22 protein-coding genes are annotated in these 24,471 nt (G+C 67.3%); 15 read left to right on the top strand and 7 right to left on the bottom strand.

Translation table 11 applies throughout. The features are described from left to right. The first annotated feature begins 14 nt into the window (after window positions 1-14). Both ABZX86_RS01000 and ABZX86_RS00995 read left to right on the top strand, forming a co-directional pair. Window positions 15-656, top strand: a complete 642-nt coding sequence (locus ABZX86_RS01000) for a hypothetical protein (protein ID WP_355118761.1) — start codon at window positions 15-17, stop codon at window positions 654-656. Between the two features lie 52 nt (window positions 657-708). Next, window positions 709-2,046: a lipase family protein gene (locus tag ABZX86_RS00995; protein WP_355118759.1), complete on the top strand. Its 1,338-nt coding sequence runs from the start codon at window positions 709-711 to the stop codon at window positions 2,044-2,046. A 76-nt stretch (window positions 2,047-2,122) separates the two neighbouring features. Here ABZX86_RS00995 and ABZX86_RS00990 read toward each other — a convergent pair whose 3' ends face one another. Then, complete coding sequence (locus tag ABZX86_RS00990) at window positions 2,123-2,623, bottom strand: hypothetical protein (protein ID WP_355118757.1); 501 nt, start codon at window positions 2,621-2,623, stop codon at window positions 2,123-2,125. Between ABZX86_RS00990 and ABZX86_RS00985 the strand changes: the two genes are divergently transcribed. Continuing rightward, window positions 2,600-4,072 carry an MFS transporter gene (locus ABZX86_RS00985; RefSeq protein ID WP_355118755.1) on the top strand — a complete coding sequence of 491 codons (1,473 nt, stop codon included), beginning with the start codon at window positions 2,600-2,602 and terminating at the stop codon, window positions 4,070-4,072. The two genes, ABZX86_RS00990 and ABZX86_RS00985, sit on opposite strands and share 24 nt — an antisense overlap. Next, window positions 4,059-4,676, top strand: a complete 618-nt coding sequence (locus tag ABZX86_RS00980) for a helix-turn-helix domain-containing protein (RefSeq protein WP_355118753.1) — start codon at window positions 4,059-4,061, stop codon at window positions 4,674-4,676. Before ABZX86_RS00985 ends, ABZX86_RS00980 begins: the two co-directional genes overlap by 14 nt. Here ABZX86_RS00980 and ABZX86_RS00975 read toward each other — a convergent pair. The 3 genes from ABZX86_RS00975 to ABZX86_RS00965 form a co-directional block, all read right to left on the bottom strand. Then, window positions 4,673-5,263 (bottom strand): helix-turn-helix domain-containing protein, encoded by a 591-nt coding sequence (locus ABZX86_RS00975; RefSeq protein WP_355118751.1) that lies wholly within the window; start codon window positions 5,261-5,263, stop codon window positions 4,673-4,675. The genes ABZX86_RS00980 and ABZX86_RS00975 overlap by 4 nt on opposite strands. Continuing rightward, window positions 5,260-6,243, bottom strand: a complete 984-nt coding sequence (locus ABZX86_RS00970; protein WP_355119775.1) for an NADP-dependent oxidoreductase — start codon at window positions 6,241-6,243, stop codon at window positions 5,260-5,262. The genes ABZX86_RS00975 and ABZX86_RS00970 overlap by 4 nt, the downstream gene beginning before the upstream one ends. Window positions 6,244-6,408: 165 nt before the next feature. Beyond that, complete coding sequence (locus tag ABZX86_RS00965) at window positions 6,409-6,669, bottom strand: hypothetical protein (RefSeq protein WP_355118749.1); 261 nt, start codon at window positions 6,667-6,669, stop codon at window positions 6,409-6,411. Between the two features lie 357 nt (window positions 6,670-7,026). On the opposite strand from ABZX86_RS00965, the gene ABZX86_RS00960 reads away from it, so the two are divergent. Both ABZX86_RS00960 and ABZX86_RS00955 read left to right on the top strand, forming a co-directional pair. Then, window positions 7,027-8,022: an endonuclease/exonuclease/phosphatase family protein gene (locus ABZX86_RS00960; RefSeq protein ID WP_355118747.1), complete on the top strand. Its 996-nt coding sequence runs from the start codon at window positions 7,027-7,029 to the stop codon at window positions 8,020-8,022. A 128-nt stretch (window positions 8,023-8,150) separates the two neighbouring features. Beyond that, complete coding sequence (locus ABZX86_RS00955) at window positions 8,151-8,570, top strand: nitroreductase/quinone reductase family protein (protein WP_355118745.1); 420 nt, start codon at window positions 8,151-8,153, stop codon at window positions 8,568-8,570. A 76-nt stretch (window positions 8,571-8,646) separates the two neighbouring features. Here the strand turns inward: ABZX86_RS00955 and ABZX86_RS00950 are convergent, their stop codons facing one another. Then, on the bottom strand, window positions 8,647-10,155 hold the full coding sequence (locus ABZX86_RS00950) for an MFS transporter (RefSeq protein WP_355118743.1): 1,509 nt from the start codon (window positions 10,153-10,155) through the stop codon (window positions 8,647-8,649). A gap of 75 nt (window positions 10,156-10,230) precedes the next feature. On the opposite strand from ABZX86_RS00950, the gene ABZX86_RS00945 reads away from it, so the two are divergent. Continuing rightward, window positions 10,231-11,133: a LysR family transcriptional regulator gene (locus tag ABZX86_RS00945; protein WP_355118741.1), complete on the top strand. Its 903-nt coding sequence runs from the start codon at window positions 10,231-10,233 to the stop codon at window positions 11,131-11,133. 136 nt (window positions 11,134-11,269) lie between these two features. On the opposite strand, the gene ABZX86_RS00940 is transcribed toward ABZX86_RS00945, so the two are convergent. Together ABZX86_RS00940 and ABZX86_RS00935 are read right to left on the bottom strand one after the other, a co-directional pair. Then, window positions 11,270-11,611, bottom strand: a complete 342-nt coding sequence (locus tag ABZX86_RS00940) for a ferredoxin family protein (RefSeq protein WP_355118739.1) — start codon at window positions 11,609-11,611, stop codon at window positions 11,270-11,272. Next, window positions 11,608-13,200, bottom strand: a complete 1,593-nt coding sequence (locus tag ABZX86_RS00935; protein ID WP_355118737.1) for an FAD-binding protein — start codon at window positions 13,198-13,200, stop codon at window positions 11,608-11,610. Before ABZX86_RS00935 ends, ABZX86_RS00940 begins: the two co-directional genes overlap by 4 nt. A 210-nt stretch (window positions 13,201-13,410) precedes the next feature. Here ABZX86_RS00935 and ABZX86_RS00930 point away from each other — a divergent pair, with 210 nt between their 5' ends. The 8 genes from ABZX86_RS00930 to ABZX86_RS00895 all read left to right on the top strand — a co-directional run bounded on the left by ABZX86_RS00930 (window position 13,411) and on the right by ABZX86_RS00895 (window position 24,306). Continuing rightward, a complete protein-coding gene (locus ABZX86_RS00930; RefSeq protein ID WP_355118735.1) occupies window positions 13,411-13,707 on the top strand; it encodes a DUF3311 domain-containing protein in 297 nt (98 codons plus the stop codon). Further along, complete coding sequence (locus ABZX86_RS00925; RefSeq protein WP_355118733.1) at window positions 13,704-15,203, top strand: sodium:solute symporter family protein; 1,500 nt, start codon at window positions 13,704-13,706, stop codon at window positions 15,201-15,203. Before ABZX86_RS00930 ends, ABZX86_RS00925 begins: the two co-directional genes overlap by 4 nt. 67 nt (window positions 15,204-15,270) lie before the next feature. Then, window positions 15,271-16,422 (top strand): ROK family transcriptional regulator, encoded by a 1,152-nt coding sequence (locus ABZX86_RS00920; RefSeq protein WP_355118731.1) that lies wholly within the window; start codon window positions 15,271-15,273, stop codon window positions 16,420-16,422. A 155-nt stretch (window positions 16,423-16,577) separates the two neighbouring features. Beyond that, on the top strand, window positions 16,578-17,618 hold the full coding sequence (locus tag ABZX86_RS00915; RefSeq protein ID WP_355118729.1) for an ABC transporter substrate-binding protein: 1,041 nt from the start codon (window positions 16,578-16,580) through the stop codon (window positions 17,616-17,618). Continuing rightward, a complete protein-coding gene (locus ABZX86_RS00910; RefSeq protein WP_355118727.1) occupies window positions 17,615-18,472 on the top strand; it encodes an ABC transporter permease in 858 nt (285 codons plus the stop codon). Before ABZX86_RS00915 ends, ABZX86_RS00910 begins: the two co-directional genes overlap by 4 nt. Continuing rightward, the gene (locus ABZX86_RS00905) at window positions 18,448-19,170 is read left to right on the top strand and encodes an ABC transporter ATP-binding protein (protein WP_355118725.1); all 723 of its coding nucleotides are present in this window, start codon (window positions 18,448-18,450) and stop codon (window positions 19,168-19,170) included. Before ABZX86_RS00910 ends, ABZX86_RS00905 begins: the two co-directional genes overlap by 25 nt. Window positions 19,171-19,180: 10 nt before the next feature. Next, window positions 19,181-20,533 carry an LLM class flavin-dependent oxidoreductase gene (locus ABZX86_RS00900; protein WP_355118723.1) on the top strand — a complete coding sequence of 451 codons (1,353 nt, stop codon included), beginning with the start codon at window positions 19,181-19,183 and terminating at the stop codon, window positions 20,531-20,533. Next, a complete protein-coding gene (locus ABZX86_RS00895) occupies window positions 20,530-24,306 on the top strand; it encodes an ABC transporter ATP-binding protein (RefSeq protein WP_355118722.1) in 3,777 nt (1,258 codons plus the stop codon). Before ABZX86_RS00900 ends, ABZX86_RS00895 begins: the two co-directional genes overlap by 4 nt. Window positions 24,307-24,471 lie beyond the last annotated feature (165 nt).

Here is a 24,471-nt window from a genome sequence, read left to right as displayed (position 1 = left end):
CCAAGGAGTCCGCTATGAAGACCGAAATAGAAAGCCCCACAGGATCATCCGCGCCCGACGTGACCGCCACCACGGCCACGTCGAGTGCGGCAGCCCCGGCGTCCGAGCGCCCGCTCATGGCCGGTCGGGGTGCCCGTACCCTGTCGATCCGGCTGTCGACCGTGGCGACAGCTGTCGCCGCCGTCGCGGCGGCCGTGGCCATCGTCACGCTGAGTGTGCTGTGGCTGTCCTCCCGCAGCGAACTGTCCGACCGGGCGGCGCGCGATGCCGACCAGCGGCACGCCGAACAGGTCGCCACTGATTACGCGGTCGGCGCGGCCACGGTGAACTACCAGGACGCCGGGTCCTGGCTCACCCGGCTGAAGGCCAATACCGCCCCCGCCCTGGCAAATAAGTTCGACGCCACAGCGCCGAAACTGCAGGAGGTTCTCGGCCCCCTGCAATGGAACTCGACCGCGCAGCCGGTCGCCGCCCGTGCCATCTCCGAGTCCGCCGGTGTCTACAAGGTCGACGTGTTCGTCACTGTGACCTCCACCAACGCGCAGTCACCGCAGGGCGGCCAGACGACTGTCACCTATACGGTGACGGTGGACCGAGGTGCAGACTGGAAGATCACCGACGTCGGAGGCATGGACGGTGCACTGCGCGCCAAATGATCGCGAAGTGTCGCCTCCCGAACTGCATCGCCGACCAGGAAGGAAGTCCCAGGTGTCCGTCAATGCCGACTTCGCGGATGAGACCGCCGTACCCGAGCCGATAGTTTTCGACCGTCCGCGCGTCGCCGTACTGCCCGAGAGCGATCCGTTCTATGTACCGCCGAAGGGCTGGGAGCGCCTGGCCCCGGGCACGATCCTGCACCGGCGCAGCGTCACGATCAGCGCTTTCGGCCGTATCAGGCAATCGCTCACCGCATGGCAATTGCTTTATCGGACAACCGATCTCAATGGCGCCGCCGACACCACCGTGGTGACGATCCTCATTCCCCCGGCCTCCGGCACCGAGCTTCGCCCGCGCATTCTGAGCTTCCAGTGCGCGACCGATGCCGTGGCCTCGCGCTGCTTCCCGTCGTACTCACTTCAACAGGGCGCCAAGGTAAACGGGGCGGTGCCGCCGTTCGAACTGTTCCTGATCGGCGCCGCACTGGAACGGGGCTGGATCGTCTGCGCGGCTGATCACGAAGGGATGCTCGGCGCCTTCGGTGCGCCTCGCGAGCCCGGCTATCGTTCGCTCGACGGCATCCGTGCCGCGATCAATTTCGCACCGCTCGCGCTGGCCGGCGACACTCCGGCCGGACTGTTCGGCTATTCCGGCGGCGGCATGGCGACCGCCTGGACCGCCGAGATGGCCGATGCCTACGCCCCCGAGTTGAATATCGTCGGCGCGGCCGCGGGCTCGCCGGTCGGAGATCCGGCCTCGACCTTCCTGCGCCTCAACGCGACAGCTTTCGCCGGCCTGCCCAGTCTGGTCATTGCCGGCCTGCGGCGAGTTTCGCCCGAACTCGATGCCGTGATCACCGAATTCGGCACTCCGGAAGGCCACCGCAGGCTACGAATGCTCGAAAGTCAGGCCACCGTCGGCGCCGTACTGCGTTCCGTGCGCACGGATTGGGACGACTTCCTCACCGAACCACTCGCCGATGTGCTCGCCCGCCCCGCGATCGTCGAACTGTTCCGCACACTGCAACTGGGCGGAAACGCTCCGTCGATGCCCATGCTCGTGGTGCAGAGTGTCCATGATCAATTGATCGCGGTCGGCGATGTCGACGGTGCGGTGCAGCGCTACACCGCCGGCGGCGCCCACGTGACCTATCTGCGCGACAAGCTCAGCGAACACCTCACCCTGGCGGTATTCGCCGCACCACTGATGTTCGACTGGCTCGGCGACCGCTTCGAGGGCCACCCGGTGCCGGAGGCCGGAACTCGCACCGTCTGGACCGTATTGTCCTCCCGCCGATCTTGTCTCGAGCTTGCCCGATTCATCCACCTCACCACCCGGATGCTCCTCGGCCGAACGATCCGCGTACGCCGGTCGAATACCGCGAGTTGATGCACGGCGAAGTCCAGTCCCCGCTACTCATTTTTTCGAGGTGCTCGGCACCGAATGAGGTGCCGCCCGGTTGTTGTCACGGCGTCCCGGCGATTGGGGCGGCGGCAATGATCCAGTTGCTGAATTCCACTGCCAGGTGCCACTGGTGCTGGTGAATCATTTTGGCGGGCAGGGTATTTGGGAACTCTACTGTCAGCAGGGCTTCGAGGGTGCCGCCGCGATCGAGGAATTGGTGGCGGACTCCGCCGATGACCAGGCCGTCGTCGAGTAGGGCTTGTCCGGCGATGTGGATGGGGTAGCGCGGGTCGGTCGGGATGGTCAGCGTGTCGGACGTTGTGTAGTCCGCGAGGAATCTCAATGCGGCGGGTGATCCGCCGGTGGTTTCGCCATCGTCGATGGCCAGGTTGTTGAACCAGGTGGTGAATCGTTCGCGGGATTCATACCGTGCCCGTGACGTTGTGATCCACCTCCTATGCGGAGCGGACTCTCCGCTTGAGATGCTATTTTTTTGTCGTATCCGGAGTCTGCCCTCCGGTTCGACGAGGAGTTGAATATGGAAACCGCCCGTCGAGCGCACTATCGGGTGACGTTCGGAGTTCTTGCGCTCGGTGTGGGTGCTTATGCGCTGTTGCAGTCGCTGGTGATGCCGGTGCTGCCGACCATTCAGGAGTCGCTGGGTACCAGTCAGACCAATGTCACGTGGGTGCTGACGGCCTATTTGTTGTCTGCGTCGATCTTCACGCCGATCATGGGCCGCCTGGGGGACATGCACGGTAAGAAGCGGCTGTTCGTGATCGCGCTTGTCGCGCTGGGGGCGGGCTCGCTGCTCGCTGCGCTGGCCACGAGCCTGTCCGTCATGATTGTGGCGCGGGTGATCCAGGGTGTCGGTGGTGGTGTGCTGCCCTTGGCATTCGGCATCATTCGGGACGAATTCCCCAGGGACAAGGTGCCCGGCGCGGTCGGCATCATTGCCGCCCTGACCGCGGTGGGCGCGGGACTCGGGATCGTGTTCGCCGGTCCGATCGTCGATGTGCTCAGCTACCACTGGCTGTTCTGGATCCCGCTGATCATGATCACCATCGGTGCGGTGGCCGCCTATTTCCTGGTCCCGGAATCGCAGATTCGCAATGAGGGCAAGGTGAATTGGGCGACCGCGCTATTGCTGTCGGGTTGGCTGGTCGCGTTGCTGCTGTCCGTGAGTCAGGCGCCGAGCTGGGGCTGGGGCTCGTTCAAGGTGCTCGGGCTGCTGGCGGCCGCGGTGGTCATCCTGGTCATCTGGGTGATCGCGGAGACGCGCTCGTCCAATCCGCTCATCGATATGAAGATGATGCGCATTCGCACGGTGTGGGCGGCGAACCTGGTGGCCCTGCTCATGGGCGTCGGCATGTACGCGAATTTCGGCTTCCTGCCCCAGTTCCTGCAGACGCCGACCTCGGCCGGCTACGGCTTCGGCGCCTCGGTGACCCAGTCGGGCCTGATGCTGCTGCCCATGACCATCGGAATGTTCCTGCTCGGTCTGGCCTCCGGGCCGATGGCCGCGCGCTTCGGTTCCAAGAACGTGCTGTTCGTGGGATCGCTGATCGGTGCGGTGGGCTACTTCATGCTGGCGTTCCTGCACCAGTACGAGATCGACATCTATATCGCGATGGCCATCGTCGGCGTCGGATTCGGTCTGGCCTTCTCGGCCATGTCCAATGTTGTTGTCGCCGCGGTCTCTCCGGCGCAGACCGGTGTCGCCAGCGGGATGAACGCCAATATCCGGACCATCGGCGGTTCGCTCGGCGCGGCCTTCATGGCCAGTGTTGTGAGCAGCGGGGCCGCGCCCTCGGGCCTGCCGAAGGAGTCCGGTTACACCAACGGGTTCGTCATGCTCGGCATCGCAGTTGTCCTGGGCGCCTTCGCCGCACTGTTCATCCCCGCGATCAAGCGGAACCAGCAGTCGCAGCTCGAGGATCCGGCTGAGCTCGCACACGGCGAGATGGCGCTGATCGCGGGCGGTACCGTAGTCGGCGATGAATCCGAATGAGCCCAAGGTGCTGCGCCGGGATGCCGCGCAGAATCGGCAGCGGCTCCTGGACGCGGCCGAGCAAGTCTTCACCGAATCCGGGATGGATGCGAGTGTCGATGAGATCGCGCGGGTAGCCGGTGTCGGGATGGGCACCCTCTACCGCCGGTTTCCCACCAAGGAAGCGCTGATCAGTGCGCTGGTCCGCAAACTGATGGACGATCTGGTGGCCATCGCGAAGACGGCCCGCGACCGTACCGACGGCCGCGGGCTGGAGCAGTTGCTCTACGGGACAGGCGAAGTCATCGCCTCGCAGCGCGGTTGTCTGCCGCGCCTGTGGAGTGATGAGGAGACCAAGGCGCTCAAGGCCGAGTACTGGCGCATCATGACCGAACTGCTGATCGCGGCCAAAGCGGCGGGCCGCATTCGCGCGGATCTCACCGACACCGATATCGAGGTGCAGTTCTGGGCCATGCGCGGCGTGATCGAAACAACCCGCGGGGTCACCGATACCGCCTGGAAGCGGCATCTGGCGCTGTCTATCGCCGGAATGCGGCCCGGCGCAGAGGAACTCGTCGAGGCGCCGCTCGCGGAACGGCTCGCCAGGCGGGTCAGCAGCCGCTAGATTCCGCTCGGCCGCCGCTGCGGCGCACTGACCTGCTCCGCCGTACCGGCCTGCCCCGCCGCACCGAGCGCGCGCAGGGCGGCGGACCGGATCTCCTGGCGGAGTGCGTCATCGAGCAGGCCCGCGTGTTCCTGTAGTGCGGGCACGATGGTTTGGGCGACGGCGAAGGCGGCGCGGCTGCGGACGCGGTCGGCCGGGGTTGGGGTCGGGCCGGCGAGTAGTTCGATGATTCGGCGGCAGGCGGCGTCGGCGTCGTGCTGGGGGATGAGGCCGGCGACGGAGGGGTCGGTGGCGAAGGCGATGAACAGGGCGCCGGTTTCGGCTGCGCCGTCGATGTAGTCGGTGAGTATCTGGGCCGGGGTCAGCTGTTCGGCCTCGGCGCGTTCGATCAGCTGGCTCACCGCGGTGAACGGGGATTCCAGCAGTTCGGCGGCAATGCTCTCCTTCGACTTGAAGTGATAGAACACCGCCGCTTTGCTGGCGCCCACCGCCGCGGCGATATCGGCGATCGAGGTCGCGGCATATCCCTTGCGCAGGAACAGTTCCCGAGCCGCAGACAGGATCTCGGCGCGGCGTCCGGTGGTCACCGGGCGCTCGCGGGCATGGTCAGGACGATCTTGCCCTGGAGATGTCCGCGTTCTCCGCGCTCGTGCGCACCGCGGGCGTCCTGTAGCGGGTAGGCGCTATCGATGGCGACCGTGAGGGCGCCGCTGTCGAACAGTGTGCCGAGCGCGCGCAGATCCGCCCCGCTGGACTGCACCTGTCCGCCGACGCGCGTGATGCCGCGCCGCGAAAGCTCTTCCGGCGGATAGAAACCCAATGTGATGGGCACCAGGCGGCCGCCGTCGGCGATGGCCGAGACCCACCGCGCGGAATCGACCCCGCCGACGCTGCCGACGCAATCGATCACGACGTCCACGGTACCGGCCGCCTCGACCGGATCCCCGTCGGTGTAGTCGATGAAATTCTCAACTCCCAACCGGCGCAGGAACTTTTCGTGCCGGCCGGACGCGACCGCGACGACCTCGGCGCCGCGCAGCCGTGCCAGTTGCACGGCGAAATGACCGACCCCGCCCGCCGCGCCGACGACCAGCACCCGCTCGCCCGGCTCGACCGCCCCGTATCGGTGTATCTGCTGCCAGGCGGTCAGGGCCGCCATCGGCACCGCTGCCGCCTCGATATGGCTGAGCCGCTGCGGTTTCGGCGCGAGATCGGCAACCGGCGCGGTGACGTACTCCGCATGGGTGCGGCCGTGGCCCCGGCCGTCGAACGGCGGAAACCGCACCAGGCCGTAGACCTGGTCCCCGGCGGCCATATCGGTCACGCCCGCACCCACGGCGATCACCTCGCCGGAGACGTCCGCGCCGGGAACGGACGGTCGCGCGATCGAGGGCCGGTACTGCGGCGGCAGATCCGCGAACCCGCTGCGCCCGCGGAAATCCGACGGATTCACCCCGGCCGCATGCACTTCGAGCAGGACTTCGCCGCTGCCCGGAGCCGGCCGGTCGATCTCCTCGATGCGCACCATCTCGGGTCCGCCCGATTGGAATACCACCACGGCTTGCATTGTCGTCACGGCGACCACACCTCTCGACCCACGGCCTGACCGATCGGTCAGTGCATAACACTATGCAAGCCGAACTGACCGATCGTCAAGGGCCGTCAGGGTATTGGCCGGGTACCGGATCGGCGCCGGTCGGAGCGCATCGGCCGAGTGGTTCGGGTTACGGGCTCACCACAGGTGGCAGCGGCCGTCGTGATGGCCCCACTGGTCGTGTTCGTCGTTGTGCCAGTTGCCGTTTCGGTCGCAATGCCAGTCGTCGCGCCAGGGATCATGCGGATCGCCCCAGCCCGGATGGTTGAAGCCGGCCCAATCCGCCGCGGCCGGCATGCCGCCACCCGGGATGTCCGCCGAGGCCGCACCCGCCGCCGGGCCGATCAGCAATGCGCCCGCGGCGAACGTCGCCGCCGCTGTTCCTACGAGTTTCTTCATTACGGCACAAACCTTTCTACTTCTTCTGAAGGCCGAAAGTGGCCACGACAATTCCAATACAGATAAGCGCTCGATTCAATGAAACTCATTGAACTCTAGGCACATTGCCAGCCATGCACACCGGGCGTGCCGACCTGTTCTTGCGATCGAATGGCAAATCGGAGTGATCGTGAATCATGCCTGGTCCCAGGATTTTCCCAAGGAATTATGCGTCTAGTCACAGCAATTGTGATCCCTGTGTCTCGTGTTATTCCGCTATTTCAGTCCTGACCACCGGTGATGCCGATCGAAGGCTGTTCGCAGGTTTCGTTCAGGTGAGACACAGCATTCGGCGGAACGATCGGTAGTGTGCAGAATTTGCTCTCGACACTGATGCTCGCGGCCTCGACAGCCCTCTTGCTGATGGCGTCGACCGGGCTGGTCGCGCGGACCGTGAACTCGCGACGCCAGCCGGTGATCGTCGCCGCGGCGCTCGCCCCGTGGCTGATGGCCGCGGCCCTTCCGGCGGCGGTCCTGGCCGCCGTGGCGCAGCAGTGGGTCGCGGTGGCCGCGAGCGCCGTCCTGCTCGGGGCAGCCGTGGTGACACAGTGGCCGCTGTATCGGGCGCGATATCGGGCGGTGCGGCGGCCGCGGCACCGGGTGCGGCAATCCGCCGAGCCGCGATTGCGACCGGCGGGTGGGCGACCTCTACGGGTGATGCAGGCCAATATCCTTATAGGCGGCGCGGATTCGCTTGCGCTGGCGGCGACCGTCGACAGGCTGCACATCGACGTACTGACGGTCTGCGAACTGACGCCGCCGGGCCTCGAGCGCATGATGGCATCGCGCTTGCCGCAGTTGCTGCCCTACCACTACTGCAGCACCGGAGAGTACGGGGACGGTACCGGAATCTGGAGCCGCTATCCGCTCTCTGACACCCGCCGCCACGACGCCTTCGTCACCGAATTGCTCTCCGCCCGTGTCGAACTCCCCGATGACCCGGCTCCACTGGTATTCGCTGTCCACCCGGTGCCGCCCTGGCCGCGCAAGCCCGCCGAGTGGCTGCGCGAATTGGAGTTGCTGCGCCAGCTGCTGGCGAAGATCCCCGACGGCGCCGGTCCGGTGATCGTCGCGGGCGATTTCAACGCCACCATGGACCACCGGCCCTACCGCGTCCTCCTCGACGGGTCCTATCGGGATGCGGCGGTAGCGGTCGGCGCGGGGATCCTGCCCACCTATGCCGCCGATCGCTGGTACCCGGCCGTCATTGCCATCGATCACATCCTCGTGCGCGACGCCCTCGCGCACGAGGTACATACGGTCGAGCTGCCCGGCTCCGATCATCGCGGCATCTGGGCCGCACTCACTGTCTGACTCGAAGACTGTCGCAATTCACCGAGCTGGACTCTCCTTCGATGGCACGCACCGCCTGACACCCGCGATTTCCAGCGGCGTCATAGGCTTGCACGGGCCTATCCGTCGAGACCAGGAGGAAGCACGGCATGAGTGACTGGAATGCCAATATCGTTGCCGAGTTCCGAGCCAATGAGGGCCGGGTGGGCGGTCCGTTCGAGGGTGCGCCGATGGTGCTGGTGCATCATGTGGGCCGCAAGTCCGGCCGCAAAACCGTCAGTCCGATGATGTACATGCAGGATGAGCAGGATCCGGCCACCATCTACGTGTTCGCCTCCAAGGCCGGCGCTCCGACCAACCCCGACTGGTACTACAACCTCACCACCGCCGGGAAGGCCGAGGTCGAGGTGGGCACCGAGCAGTACCCGGTCACTGTCGCGGAAGTGACCGGCCCCGAACGGGATACGATTTACGCCGAGCAGGCGCGCCGCTACCCGGGTTTCGCTGAATACGCCGTCAAGACCGAGGGCATCCGTACGATCCCGGTCCTCGCCCTGCGCCGGGCCTGAGTCTCCGCCGCCGACCGCCCTTGCGACGGGGAATGCCGTCGCAAGGGCGGGCAGTGCCACCACTGAGCGGGGCCGTCTATGCGGTGCTGCCGCGCCGCGAGAGCAGCGATTGCAGCAGGACGAGTGCGCCGAGGACGAGCACGGTCACCCCGACCACCCGCAGTCCGGCGTCCGCCGCCGTTATGAAGGCGGTGATGATGTCGTGGCTGCGTCCGGGCGCGGTGGCCAGGGCCTGGGCGACGGTGTGCGGATGGTGGCCGTCCCGGACGTCCTGCGGCAGGGCGGCGACAAATCGCGCGGTGAGCACCGTGCCGATGACAGCCACCCCGAGGGCGCTGCCGAATTCCCGGGTGGTGGCCTGCAGACCCGCGCCGACCCCGGCCTGTGCGGGCGGCAGCGATCCGGCGATGGCGCCCGAGAGCGTCGGAAGTGCCAGTGTCACACCGATTCCGGTGACAATAAGCCAGGCGGCGTAGGCCAGGTACGGAGTCTGCGCGCTGCTGGTGGACAGGCCGAGCAATCCGCAGCCGACAAATCCGAAGGCGAGCGCGATGGTGGCATCGATCCCGATGCGCTGTGACAGCCGTCCGACGTGCCGGGCGCCGAGAATGATCGGCACGGTGAGCGGGATGATCCCCAGCCCGGTGCGCAGCACACTGAATCCCTTGCCGTACTGCAGGAATGAGGCGTTCACATAGAACAGCGCGAACATGCCGAAGAAGATCGCCGTCATGCCGAGACAGGCGCTGCGTAGGCCGGGCAGGCGGAACAGCCGGGGATCGAGCAGCGGATGTTCGACCTTCAGTTCGACAATCGTCCATACCGTGAACAGCACTGCGGCGCACACGAATCCGGCAATGACGAGCGCACTGTCCCAGCCTGCCTCGGGGCCCTGCACGACGCCGACCAGCAGCGCCACCGAGGCGCCGACGAGCAGCAGTGCACCCGGTGCGTCGAGTCGGCGGTCGTGGCGCGGTGACACCGGCGCGATACGCCCGACAACCAGAGCGAGAAGCAGTGAGATCGGCACGGCCGCAACGAACAGCCACCGCCATGATCCACCCGAGAGCACCGCGCCCCCGCCGACATTGCCGATGACCCCGCCGATCCCCGTCATCGAGGCCCAGACGGCGATGGTCGGACCCTTGCGCTCGGCGGGAACCGCGTGCAGCAGCACGGCCAGGGTATTGGGCAGGACGGCGGCCGCGCCGACACCGGTGATCGCACGACTGATCAGCAGGAGCGGGACGTTCGGCGCCACCGCCGACAGCAGTGCGCCCAGCGCGAACAGCAGTAGCCCGGTGATCAGCACGCCCTTGCGCCCGAAGCGATCGCCCGCGGCGCCGCCGGGGATCACCAGGCAGGCGAAGAAGATGACATAGGTGTCGACAATCCAGACCAGCGCCGATGCGGAGGGATGCAGCGCGCTGGCGGCGAGCATGGGGACGGCGAGATTGATCGCGGCGACCATGCCGACAACGAGTACGACGCACGCGCACATGGCCGCGAGCAGGCTGCGCGGCGAGGCCGGGGGAGAGGAGAGGCTGCGCGCCTCCGGCGCGCGAATCAGATCGGTGAGTGGCATGGCATCGACGTTAGGGAGATCGAGGTTGTGCGTGCCACGCAACTTTGACAATCATCAATTGTGTACGGTGCAACTATGCCCGAGCTCGACCTGAATCTCCTGCGTGTATTCGACGCACTGCTGCAGGACGGCAGCGTCACCGCGGCCTCCGAGCGCCTGAACCTGTCCATCCCGGCGACCAGCCGGGCGCTGGGCCGCCTGCGGCGGGCGATGAACGACCCGATCCTGGTGCGCGCCGGTCGCGGGATGGCCCCGACGCCGTTCGCGCTGCGCACCGCACCGCGGGTGCGATCCCTGCTCGACGAGGCGGCGGCGCTGATCAGCGCCGACCGCGAGGGCGGCATCGCGGATCTGAAGCGCACCTTCACGATTCGCATCAATGACGGTCTCGCCGCGACCCTGGCTACGGCGGCCGTCGAAGCCACGGCGGCGGTCGCACCGGGGGTGATCCTGCGCTTCGTCGGCGAGGGCAATGAGAGCATCGAGGCGCTCCGCGACGGATCCGTCGATCTGGATATCGGCCCCAGTGATGTTGTGGCACCGGATATCCGGACAGCCGTGCTGTATCGCGAACGCATGGTCGGCATCGTCCGCGCCGACAGTCCGCTGGGCAGCGGGCGCCGCCCCACCCTGGCGCAGCTGTGCCGCCATCCGCACGTCTCGGCCTCGCGTCGCGGCCGCGCCCGCGGACCGCTCGACGATGCCCTCGAAGCGGCCGGCCTGCAGCGCCACATCGCGGCGGTGGTCCCCACCACCGCCGTTGCCGCCCTGCTGGTTTCGTCGAGCCCCTACGTGGGACTGGTCCCGCAGCGCCTCGCCGAGCAGTACGGCCGAACCCTCGGCATTCGCTGGTTCCCGATCCCCGCAGACCTGCCGGAGATCGATGTGCGACTGCTCTGGCATGCCAGGCTCGACGCCGATCCGGCCCAGCGCTGGCTCCGCGAGACGATTATCGCCGCGCTCGAGCCGTCGGACTGATCGCCGAAACACAGTGGAGCCGAACAGGGTTCAGAGTAGTGCGGACCCACCTTGCGAACGCGCGACAGTGGCCGATCGATGTGATCACGCAGCCGTTCGAAGGCGGGCCGGCACTGTCCGTGCGGGCGTCCCCAGATCAGAGCTCGGACAGCCGCGGGGGTGGTGCACCATGGGGGAGCCGGGGCCCGACAGCGAGTAGACTGCCCGGCTTGCGTCCGTGCCCCCAGCCGATTTCCTTGCGGTAGCGGCCGATGTGGCTCTCGGGAATCGCGGCAGGATCCGAGAGCGGTGTGGCATCGGGTGCGACATACAGCGCGTCGGTGGGGCAGTAGGCCTCGCACATGAAACAGGTCTGGCAATCGGATTGCCTTGCGATGAGCGGAATTCCGCTGTCGGTGCGGTCGAAGACATTGGTCGGGCACACATCGACGCACTTATCGCAGCCGATGCAATCGGCGGCGCGGACGAGTTCGATCATGACGCCACCGCCACGGTGGTATTGGTGGCCGCGGCGGTGGAGGTCCATACCTGATCGAGGCCGCCGGACAGAATATGGTGGTGCTGCGCCGGATCCAGATCCGGATGATCGGCACGCTTGCTCATGCCGCGAGTTTCATTGCGCTGCAGGGTCGATCGATACATGAGCCGTCCGACGGCGGTAATCGCCGCGGCCTGCCGCGCCCGAACCCGCGCATCACCGGCGCCGCCGCCGAGTCCCTTCGCCCGCTCCCACACCTCGTCCAGCGCATCCAGCGCGGGCCGAATTCGATCCCCGTGGCGCAGATAGTTCTTCTCGAACGGAATCAGCTCACCCTGTGCACCGGCCACCACCTCTTCGGCGGTCACCGATTCGGTGTGCTCCGGCCGCAATCCGACGCGTCCCGCGCCGGTCAGCGCCGCCTGGTCCGGTCGCGGCGAACTCAGCGCGAAGGTCGCGGCCCCCGCCCCCGCCCAGCTGCCCGAAGACATGGCCCAGGCGGAATTGTGGCTGCCGCCGCCGGTGAAGCCGCCGCAGATGCGTTCCCGCGTGGCCGCATCACCGGCCGCGTACAGCCCGGGCACCGTGGTGGCGCACTCGTCGTCGACGATATCGATGCCGCCGGTCCCGCGCACGGTCCCTTCGGCGAGCAGATCCACCTCGAACCGGTCCGTGAACGGATCGATCCCGCGCCGGTCGAACTGCAGGAAGAAGTTCGGCTGCCCGACCCGCATCTGCGCCTGCACCGTGGCATCGGCGCGATCGAGCTGCGCGAACACCTTCTCCGTCAACAGGGTTCGGGCGATGACCGATCGGCCGCTGGTGGATCCGGCGCCCTCGACCACCTCTCCGTTCTCGTGGAAGAAGGTGGCGTATCCGTAGTAGGCGGTCTTGGTGACGGTCGAACCCTTCGGCACGATGGCGTAGGCATTGGAGAATTCCATGCCCGAGAACCGCGCACCCACCTCGGCCGCCATGAGCGCGCCGTCGCCGGTGTCGACATTGGTGCCCAGCGCGCGCGAGAGGAAGGCGCAGCCGCCGCTGGCCAGCACCACCGCGCCCGCGGCGATGCGATAGTCGCGATCGAGCTGCCGCTGATAGCCGGCCGCCCCGCGCACCACCCCGTCGGAATCGGTGAGCAGCTCCAATGCCGGTGAGTGGTCCAGGATTTCGACACCGAGCCGCTGCACCCAGGCGCGCATCCGGCGCATGTACTCCGGACCCTGCACCCCGGTGCGCAGCGGTTCCCCGGTCTGCGGATCGATCGGGAACGGATACCGCCCCTCCACCGCGAGGCGATTCATATTCGTATAGGTCCGGTCCAGCACCCGGTCCATCCAGTAGTGATCGGCCAGATGCCCGCCGAGCGCCTCCCGGCTGGCTTTGGCATTGGCGCGGGCGGTGGCCTCGGGAGCGATGTACCAGACGCCGGTGCCGGAAGGCGCTGTGGCGCCGCTGGTTCCGCAGTAGCCCTTGTCCGCCAGGATCACCCGCGCTCCGGCTTCGCGTGCGTGGATCGCGGCCCAGCAGGCCGCCGGCCCGCCGCCGATCACCAGGACGTCGGTACTGGTCTGCCAGGTGTCGTTCATGGGACATGGTCCTCACACGAGAAGGAGTGTCCGGACACCGTAAGGCGGACAACCGCTTCCGCCGAATGGTTGCGATCAGGGCGATCCTGACTGCCAGTCGGTGGGCGCCGCGAGGTTCGGGGCGACACGGCAGGGGCGTGACTGGTCGCCGGCCCGGTGATCGGCAAGGGTGGGTGGTAAGCGATGTCGGACCACAGGAGAGGCACGTCCATGGCTGAACCCGCACCGTCCGGACCTGCACCGGCGATTCCGCTGCGCCGCCGGGGGCCGGTGCTATGGCTGCTGGCACTGCCGGCGGTGCTGTACTGCCTGACGCCGGTGATCGCCAACCGCATCGAGCCGCGCCTGCTGGGCATCCCGTTCCTGATCGCGTACCTGCTGGTGGTGACGGTGCTGAGCGGTCCGCTGGTCGCGCTGGTCGCCCGCTTCGATCCGGCCTATCGCGCGGGCGCCGAGGAATTCGTGCCCGCCGATGAGAACACCACTGCGCCGGAGGCGCTTTCGTGACCGGCCGGGCCGTGGTGGCGGTCTCGTTGTTCACGGTGGCCATGCTCGCGACGGTGGTGATCGGCGTGCTGTCCGGGCGCGGACGGGAGCGTTCGATGTCGGAATGGTCCATCTCCGGGCGGGGCCTGGGCACGCTGTTCGTACTGCTGCTCATGGCGGGGGAGTCGTATACGAGCTTCTCGTTTCTGGGCGCGGCCGGTTGGTCGTACCGGTACGGCGTCCCGATCTTCTATCTGATCGCCTACCTCAGCACGGGGCTGGTCGCCGCCTACTTTCTCGCCCCGCTCATCTGGACCTACTGCGCCCGGCACCACCTGATGTCGATCGCCGATATCGCCGAGCATCGCTTCTCCTCGCGCAGGCTGGGCATCGTGGTGGCGCTGATCTGCACGATCTTCCTGGTCCCCTACGTGCAGTTGCAGATTCAGGGCATGGGTGTGGTGGTGAATGCCATGTCCTACGGCTCCGTCGATCTGAAGGTCGCGGCCGTGGTGTCGTTCGTGGTGGCCGAGACGTTCGTGCTCACCTCGGGCCTGCGCGGCTCCGCCTGGGTGAGCGTGCTGAAGGACGGCCTCGCCGTACTGTCGGTGGCGTTCCTCGCGATCTATGTGCCCTGGCACTACTTCGACGGTCCGGGTGAGCTGCTGGACCGCATGGTCGCCGAGAAGCCGCAGTGGCTGACCTTCCCGGGAGCCGGCGGCGGCACCTTCGGCGCGGCCTGGTTCGTCTCCACCGTGGTGCTGAACGCGGTGACCATCGGCATCTTCCCGACGACCGTGGCGGGCTACCTCTCCGCCGCGAATCCCACTGCCCTGCGCCGCAATTCGATATTCCTGCCCTGGTATCAACTGCTGCTGGTCATCCCGATGTTCATCGGCGCGGCCGCGCTGTTCGTGGTCCCGCACCTGTCGAATCCCGATCTGGCGCTGTTCGATCTGGTGACCGACTCACTGCCGCCCGTCGTGGTGGCGGTGATCGGCATCGCGGGCGCCCTGTCGGCCATCGTCCCGATGAGCGTCTTCCTGGTCTCCATCGGAACCCTCTGGGGCAGAACAATCCTCGGCGGCGGCCTGCAGGGCTCCACACCGCTCTCCGCCGGTCGTCAACGCACCCGCTCCCAACTGGTCTGCCTCATCGTCGGAGCACTGGCCCTGGCGGGAGCCCTGCTCTACCCGTCGGCCCTGGTCAACCTCTCGGTCCTGTCCTACGAGGGCATGGCGCAACTGGTCCCCGCCGTACTCCTGGGCCTCTATTGGCGCCGTCTGTCCACCGCCGGAGTAACCGCGGGCCTGATCACCGGCACCGCAGTAGTCCTGCTGCTGCATCTCTTCGGCCGTGACCCTCTCCTCGGCGTCAATGGCGGACTGATCGCCCTCCTCGCGAATCTTCTCGTCGCCACCGCGGTCTCTTTCGCAGCGGGCGGCACGACTACTTCGCGGGCTCGCCTGGCGGACATGGCGAACCCGGTGCGCCGAGCGGCCCCAGAATCGCCCTGATCGCAAGGGTTCCGGCGGGCCGGTCCCGGTGCGGATGATGGCACCGATCGATCGAGGTGAGATGGCGGTGGCAACTGGAGGTAATAGTGCCGGGGCGGTATTGCGGGCGGTGCTGGAGCAGGGGAGTGCGCCGCGCAGCGCGATCGCCAAGTTGGCGGGGTTGTCGCCGGCGACGGTGACCGCGCACGTGCGGGCGCTGGTGGCGGCCGGGCTATTGCTCGAACTGCCGGAGACGGCGGGCCCCGCCGGAATGGGGCGGCCGCATTCACCGCTGGTGCTGAATATTGCGGGCAATGTGGTGATCGGTGTGCACATCGCGGCCGAGCACACCACCGTCGCGGCACTCGATATCGCTGGGGCGGTGCGGCTTTCGCATCGCGTGCCGCATATCGATCTGAACCCTGATCGGATTCTGGCGTCCGCCGCCGCGGAGGTCCGGCGATTGCGCGATGAATTGACCGAGCGCGTTCTGGGCGTGGGAGTGGCGATCGGCGGCTGGGTGGACACTCAGGCCGGTTCGGTCGTCGATCACGGCACCCTGCATTGGCACAATGTCGCTGTGCGGCAGTACCTCTCGGACGAGACCGGGCTGCCGGTCACCCTCGACAGCCATACCCGCGCCATGGTGCACGCGGAACAATTGTTCGGCCACGCCCGCGATGCCGCGGCGACGGTGGTGCTGTTCGTCGGCAATGTCATCGATGTGGCATTCGCGGTGCACGGCCGGGTGCACTACGGCCCGCGTTCGGCCGCCGGCGCGATCACCCGCCTGGTGGGCGGAGAGACGGCGGAGGATGCGCTGGCGGACTGCGCCGATCGAGCCCTGGTGGCCCGGGCGCAACTCGCATCGCTGCCGGTGCGCAGCATTGCCGATCTCATCACCGCCGCGAGCAGCGATGAACGGGCCCGCGCACTGTTCGTGGACCGGGCCGAAGTCCTGGGCCGGGTGATCGCGGTCGTCATCGACCTGCTGGACCCGGACACGGTGGTCGTCGTCGACCAGGCCATGGTGCGGGTGCCCGGGGTGCGCGCGACGTATCTCGATGTGGTGCGCCGCTTCTCGGCCTGCGAGCGACCGGAGGAGGTGGTCACCGGCTCCTCGTTCCTGGGCCGGGTGCTCGAGACCGCCGCTGGCACCGTGGTGCTGCACCAGCTCTTCACCGATCCGCTGGCGGTGGTCGCCGCGGCGCCGCGGCAGCTCGCCTTCGATTCCCAGTAATTTTAAGTCGAACGAATGTTGCCCGATCGCAATGTTTTCCGCGAGAGTCTTGACATGAACGACTACGCATTCGCGGTCCGGTCCGGGAGCTCAGCCTGTCCTCGCTATTCGGATTCTCATGCCGTTGTCCGGCACATTCGAGCGAGGAGTAAAGAATGCGTTCAACTATTTACGGAGTAGGACTGGTGGTGGCCGCGGCGGTGCTGCTGGTCAGCGGTTGCGCCACCAAGGGCGGAGATACCGATCTCTCGGCCGCACTGCCTACTTCGGTACCACCCGGCACCAAATTGTCGATTTCGGTGAATACCACCCGGGTCGCCCTGGAGGCTTCCGGTCAACTGAATTCGCTGCCGTTCACCGTGACTGATTGGCCGGTAGTCCAAGCCGGTCCGGATGTGATTCAGGCTTTCCGTGGCGGCGCACTGGATATCGCCACCAATGCCGGAATTCCGCCGATCCAGGCGCATGCCACCGGTGTGGACGCGAAAATCGTTGGCGTCAAGGTGCGTTCGACACCGCTGTACAAACTCGCGACGGCCGCGAATTCGAATATCAACTCGCTCGCGGACCTGCGCGGTAAGCGCATCGGCTTCTCACCGGGGCAGGCCCAGGGCGTGATCGTGCTGCGCACGCTGCAGGCGGCGGGCATCGGGCTGAACGAGGTCAAACTCGTGGAGCTGAACAGTCCGCAATTCCTCACCGCGCTGCAGGGCAGGCAGATCGACGTCGCTCCGCTGGCGGAGCCGCAGACCACGAAATACCTGGCGCAGTACGGCAGTCAGGGCGCGCGAGCGGTGGATACACCCGCCGTCGACGCGCTGACGATTCTGTGGGCGCCGACCAGGGTGCTCCAGGATTCCTCGAAACTGGCCGGTGTCGCCGAATTCGTGAAGACCTGGGCGAGCACGGACATCTGGTCCTGGGAGCATCCGGATCAGTGGCTGGACGCGTATTACGTGAAGGACCAGAAGGTTTCGGCCGAGGACGGCCGGCGAATTCTGGCGGCCACGGATCGCCCCTACTATCCCGAGAACTGGGATGCGGCCATCAAGTGGGAGCAGGACACCGTCGACCTGGTCACCAAGGACGGCTATTTCGGTAAGAGCTTCGATGTCGCCGCACTGTTCGATCGGCGCTTCGAACAACTCGCGTCGGCCGCCGTGCCCGCGCAGTATCGGACGCAGGTGCAATCATGACGGTCGCCCTGCCGCGCCTCGCGGCACTGCCGTACCGGGCTGCCGCCGCGCCCGACGGATTTGTCGAACGGCGTCGCGTCCGCCGCCTCGGGGTGCGCAAGCAGATCCCGTTCGCCCGGCTGCTCGGTGTGGCGCTGCTGCTCGCCGCCTGGTCGGCCGGAAGCCATTTCGGCTGGTTGGACGCCCGCAAGCTGTCCGCGCCGTGGACCGTGCTCGATACCGGCTGGGACCTGCTGCGCGACGGCAGCCTGACCGGGAATGTCGAGGCCTCGCTGCGCCGGGCCGCGACCGGATTGGGGCTGGGTGTCCTCATCGGCACCGCCCTCGCCCTGGTATCCGGCCTGTCGCGGCTGGGTGAATCGCTGGTCGACGGGCCGCTGCAGGTGAAGCGCGCCATTCCTACACTGGGCCTGATCCCGCTCATGATCCTGTGGCTGGGCATCGGCGAGACGTTCAAGGTCGTGGTGATCACGTTCGGCGTCATCATCACCATGTACATCCAGACCCACGCCTCGCTCACGACCATCGACAAGCGCTTGGTGGAACTGTCTGAGGTGCAGGGCGTTTCGCGCCTGGACTTCCTGCGCCGAGTGGTGATTCCGGGTTCGCTGCCCGGCTTCTTCCTGGGTCTGCGACTGTCCATCACCGGATCGTGGCTGGCGCTGGTCGTGGTCGAATCCGTCAATGCCACAGACGGTTTGGGCAAACTCATGAGCGATGCGCAGAACTACGGGCAGGCCGACGTCATTCTGGTGTGCCTGGGCATCTACGGCATCTTCGGCCTGATCTCCGATGCCGCCATCCGTCTCGTCGAACGCAAGGTGCTGTCATGGCGACGCACAATCGCGACCTAGGCGTCCACACCCGGGAGCTGGCCCGGTCTTTCGGCGATCGCACCATCCTGGACCACATCACGCTGACCATTCCGCCGGGGCAGTTCGTCGCCCTGCTCGGCCGCAGCGGCTCGGGGAAGAGCACCCTGCTGCGCGCGCTGGCCGGACTCGATCACGATGTGCGCGGCTCCGGTGTCTTCCGGGTGCCCGCGAAAACGTCTGTGGTGTTTCAGGATTCGAGACTGCTGCCGTGGCAGCGCGTGCTCACCAATGTGCTCTACGGACAACCCCGCTCGCGCCGTCAGGCCGGCCGGGCCCTGCTGTCGGAGGTCGGCCTGGCCGGACGCGAACGGGCCTGGCCCGCGGAACTGTCCGGCGGCGAACAGCAGCGGGTGGCCCTGGCCCGGGCGCTGGTGGCGGATCCGGATCTGCTGCTGGCCGATGAGCCCTTCGGCGCGCTGGATGCCCTGACCCGCATCAAGATGCACGAACTGCTGCGCGAACTGGTGCAGCGGCACACCCCGACCGTCCTGCTGGTCACCCATGACGTCGACGAGGCGATCACGCTCGCACAGCGGGTGCTGGTGCTGGATTCCGGCCGCCTCACCGTCGATCTGCCCATCGAATTACCGGCCGAGCGGGATCCGGGCGCCCCGGAATTCCAGCGCATCCGCCGCACTCTGCTGACCGCGCTGGGCGTCGCCCCGGTCGCGGTCTGAAAGGAAAACCATGTCTGAATCACCGAAGCAGTTGCACCTCAACGCATTTCTCATGTCGACCGGCCACCACGAGGCGTCGTGGCGGCTGCCGGAATCGGATCCGTATGCGAACACCAAGATCGACCACTATGTGAATCTCGCGAAGATCGCCGAGCGCGGGAAGCTGGACTCCATCTTCTTCGCCGACAGCCCGGTGCTCTTCGGCGATACCGGCCGCCGGCCCAGCGGCAAGCTGGATCCGACCGTGCTGCTCACCGCCATCGCCGTGCAGACCGAGCGCATCGGCCTCATTGCCACCGCCTCCACCAGCTACAACTCACCGTTCAATCTGGCTCGGCGGTTCGCCTCGGTGGACTGGGTGTCCAACGGCCGTGTCGGCTGGAATATCGTCACCACCGCCGGTGCGGACGCGGCCCGCAATTTCGGGCTCGACGATGTGCCGGACCACCGGCTGCGCTACGAGAAGGCCGGCGAATTCGTCGAGGTGGCGACAAAGCTGTGGGACAGCTGGGCCGATGACGCGGTGGTCGCCGATAAGGAGTCGGGCCTGCACACCGACCCCGGCAAGGTGCGCGCGATCGACCACGAGGGCCGGTTCTTCAAGGTGGCGGGCCCGCTGAACCTGCCGCGCTCCCCGCAGGGCTATCCCGTTCTGGTGCAGGCCGGTTCGTCCGAGGACGGCCGGGAGTTCGCCGCGCGGCATGCGGAGGCGGTCTTCACCGCGCAGCAGACCATCGAGGACGGTCTCGAGTTCTACACGGACCTGAAGCGGCGTGCGGTCGCGCTGGGCCGGGATCCGGAGACCATCAAGATCCTGCCCGGCATCGTGCCCGTCATCGGCGATACCGAGGCCCATGCCCGGGAGCTGGATGCCGAACTGGAGCGGTTGATCTCGCCGGAGTACGCCAAGCGGCAGCTGGCCCGGGTCTGGGGCATTCCGGTCGAGAATCTGGATCTGGACAGCGAACTGCCCGAGGATCTGCCCTCCGAGGACGAAATCCAGGGCGCCAAGAGCAGGTTCACCCTCATTGTGAATCTCGCACGGCGCGAACGGCTTACGCTGCGCCAGCTGATCGGCCGGCTCGGCGGCGGGCGCGGGCACCACACCTTCGCCGGTACCGCGGAGCAGGTGGCCGACACCATCGAGGAGTGGTTCACCCGCGGCGCCGCAGACGGATTCAACATCATGCCCGCGGTACTGCCCTCGGGTCTGGACCGATTCGTCGACGAGGTGGTGCCGATTCTGCAGCAGCGCGGGCTGTTCCGCACCGAGTACACCGAGACCACCCTGCGCGGGCACTACGGCCTGACCCGCCCCGAAAACCAGTTCTCGGCGGCAGCCGAGCTCGTGGTCGCCGGATGACTCGCACTTCCCTCTCCTCCGCCGGCGCGGTCGATGCCGACCGCGCCGACGGCTGGGTCCGATATCTGCTGCGGCGCTGTGCATCCCACCGCCGCACGGCGCTCATGGCCGCGATCGGGTCGGTGGTGTCCGGAGTTCTCACCGCACTGCTGCCGCTGCTGGTCCGGCATGTGGTCGACAATCTGACGGTCACCGCCACCTCGGTACTGCCGTGGGTGCTGGTACTGCTCGCACTCGGATCGGCGCGCTTCGTGGCGGGCCGGGTGCGGCGGGTCGGCTCGTCCCGGCTGTCGCTGGATGTGCAGCACGATCTGCGGCGTGATCTGTTCGCCTCGCTGCTGCGTATGAACGGGCGGCAGCGATCCGGGCTCTACACCGGGCAGGTGGTGAGCCGCGCCATCACCGATGTGACGCTCATTCAGATGTTTCTGCAGCTGGTTCCGCTGGTCACCGGCAATGTGGTGCTGCTGGCCGCGTCACTGGTGCTGATGACCTTCATGTCGCCGCTGCTGAGTGTGATTGCGCTGCTGGTGGTTCCGGCGCTGTGGCTGATCATCTCGCGCAGTCAGCGGGAACTGTTCCCGGCCAACTGGGATGCCCAGGCCCGGGCCGCCGATGTCGCCATGCGGGTCGAGGCCGCGGTCGCGGGCGTGCGGGTGGTGAAGGGCTTCGGCCAGGAATCGCACGAGCTGGACCAGATGGCCGCCGCCACGCGTGATCTGTACCGGTCCCGGCTGCGCATTGCCCGGATCACCAGCCGGTTCACCCCTGTCATGCAGGCGGTGCCCGCGGCCGGTCAGGCGCTGATCCTCGTGGTCGGCGGTCTGCTCGCGCTGCACCAATCCATCACGCTGGGAACATTTTTGGCGTTCATGACCTACCTGGGGTCGTTTGTCACGCCCATTCGCATGTTCTCGATGCTGCTGACGGTCAGCCAGCAGGGCAAGGCTTCGCTGGATCGGGTGCGTGAGGTCATCGAGGGTTCGGCCGCGGTCGAGGGGCCGTTACCGGACACCGAACCGGTGCACTGGCCTGATAACCCGCCACGCCTCGAATTCCAGGGTTTGCGTTTCGGATTCGATGGTCAGCCGCCGGTGCTGGACGGGCTCGATCTCGGTATCGAGCCGGGTGAGACCATCGCCATCGCGGGCGCGGCCGGTTCCGGGAAATCGATCCTGACGCTGCTGCTGCCGCGCCTGTTCGAGCCGGAGCAGGGGCGGATTCTGCTGGATGGCACCGATATTCAGGAGCTCCCGGACCTGCGCTCGCGCGTGGCCATGGTCTTCGAGGACACCTCGCTGATGGCGGATACGGTGCGCGCCAATGTGTCCTACGGCTGTCCGGACGCCGATGACGAACAGGTGTGGCACGCTTTGCATCTGGCCGCCGCCGATGAATTCGTCGCCGCGCTGCCCGAGGGGCTGGACACCATGATCGGAGACCGTGGGCAGCGGCTCTCCGGCGGGCAGCGCCAGCGCCTCGCCCTGGCCCGGGCGCTCATCACCGATGCCCCGATCCTGGTGCTCGACGATGCCACCTCCGCCATCGACGCACAGGTCGAGGAGGAGATCTTCGCGCGCATCACCGCCGAGGTGCGGCGGCGCACCACCATTGTGGTGGCACACCGGATCTCGACGCTGGCGCTGGCGGATCGGGTCGCGGTCCTGGACGGCGGCCGGGTCGCCGAACTGGGCACCCTGCGCGAGCTGCAGAGTTCCGGCGAGCTCTTCAATGCGCTGTTCACCCCACCGGATCCGACCGGTTTCGACGACGATGCGGGTGTGGCGGCCGATACGGTGCCCACGGCCGGATTGTGGGTGGCGGCCGAAGCCGACGGGGACGAATCGCGCGCCCTCGAACAGATGGCGAAGGCATTCTCGCAGCGTGCCGCGGGCTCCCCGGGCGCGATGGCCGGGGGCATGATGTCGAGTGCGCCCCCCTCCGGTGATGTGCGCGCGCTGATCGACCGGCTACCCGCGCTCACCGGTGAACCCGAAGTGCCCGAGGACTTCTCGCACACCCCCGACGCCGAGTTCTCGCTGGCCCGCCTGCTGCGGCCTTTCGCGCTGCCGCTGCTGGCCGGACTCGGCCTGGTCTTCCTGGACGCGCTGGCCCAGATCCTGATTCCGGTCCTGGTGCGCTACGGCATCGACCACGGCGTGCTGGCCGGTGCGCGGGATGTGCTGCTGATCGCCGCCGCCTCGGCCTTCGCGGTCGTGATCGTGGACTGGGCGATCACGGTCGCGCAGGTGCGGGTGTCCGGGCGGGCCGGTGAGCGTCTGCTGTACGGACTGCGGGTGAAGGTGTTCGCGCAATTGCAGCGCCTGGGTCTGCAGTTCTACGAGCGAGAACTGGCCGGCCGCATCATGACTCGCATGATCACCGATGTGGACGGACTGTCGGCCTTCCTGCAGACCGGGCTCTCGGTGGCCTTGACCAGCACGCTCACCATCGGCGGCGTGGTGGTGGCCCTGATCGTCATCGACGCCCGGCTGGCCCTGGTGGTCCTGGCCCTGATGCCGGTGCTGGTGGCCGCGACCATCGCCTTCCGGCGGGCCTCGGTACCCGCGTACAACCTGGCGCGCGAACAGGTCAGCGCCGCGAATGCCTACCTGCAGGAGAACGTGGACAATATCGCGGTCACGCAGGCCTATCGCCGGGAGGCGGTGAACCAGCGTGAATTCGAGCGCCGCTCCTGGGGTTACCGGAATGCGCGGCTGCGCAGCCAGACTCTGATGGCGCTGTTCTTCCCGTTCATCGAGTTCATGTCGGTCCTCGCCACGGCCCTGGTCCTGGCCTTCGGAGTGCACCAGGTGCGCGAAAGTGCGCTCACCGCAGGCACATTGATCGCCTTCCTGCTCTACACCGATCTGCTCTTCTCACCCATCCAGCAGTTGTCGCAGGTCTTCGACAGCTATCAGCAGGCGGTCGTGGGCGTGGAGCGGCTCGGCGGGCTGATGCGTGAATCGGTGGCGACGCCGGACGCTGTCGATGCTCGTCCGGTGCGGAGCCTTACCGGCGAGATCGAGTTCCGTGATGTCGGCTTCGCCTACGACCCCGCGGGCGCACGGGTGCTGTCGGGCATCGATCTGCGTATCGCGCCGGGGCAGAAGGTCGCGGTGGTCGGTGAGACCGGCGCGGGCAAGTCGACCCTGGTGAAACTGCTTGCGCGCCTGTATGACACGACCGCGGGCGCGGTGTTCGTCGACGGCGTCGACATTCGGGACTATCGGCTGCGGGACTTCCGTAAGCGGCTGGGGGTGGTGCCACAGGAACCCTTCCTGTTCGGCGATACCGTGCAGGAGGCCATCGCCTACGGCAAACCCGATGCCACGCCCGCCGATATCGAATGGGCTGCCCGGGCAGTGGGCGCCCACGAGATGATCGCCGCCCTGGAACACGGTTACCGGCAGCCGATCGGCGCGCACGGTGACAGTCTCTCGGCGGGCCAGCGTCAGCTGCTCGCGCTGGCGCGTGCGCAATTGGTGGAGCCGGACATCCTCATTCTCGACGAGGCCACCGCCTCACTGGATCTGGCGACCGACGCCCGCGTCCGCGCTTCCGTGGATCTGCTGACCGCAGGACGCACCACCATTGTCGTGGCGCACCGCCTGGCCACCGCCGCGGACGCCGACATGATCGTCGTTGTCGGCGAGGGCCGCCTGCTGCAGACCGGCCGCCACGCCGACCTGCTCACAACGGAGGGCCCGTACCGCCGGCTCTGGGCGGCGTACGTCGGCGACGAGGCCGCGGCCAGTCTCGGCGGGCGGTGACGGCGGCTCCCGGAATTGTTCTCCGGGAGCCGTTTTCACGCTTCAGGTGAGCTCCCCGCAGAGTCCGGACAACCATCCTGCTCTGAATCCGTCAGCGGTGCGTGGGGCCCGGTGCGCTGATCGCCGCCGGGCCCTGCTGCATTTTCGCTGTGGCCGAGGCTGTTT

It is taken from the genome of Nocardia sp. NPDC006630, from assembly GCF_040611495.1.
Classification (GTDB): domain Bacteria; phylum Actinomycetota; class Actinomycetes; order Mycobacteriales; family Mycobacteriaceae; genus Nocardia.
This window is presented reverse-complemented; position numbering and strand designations above follow the sequence as displayed.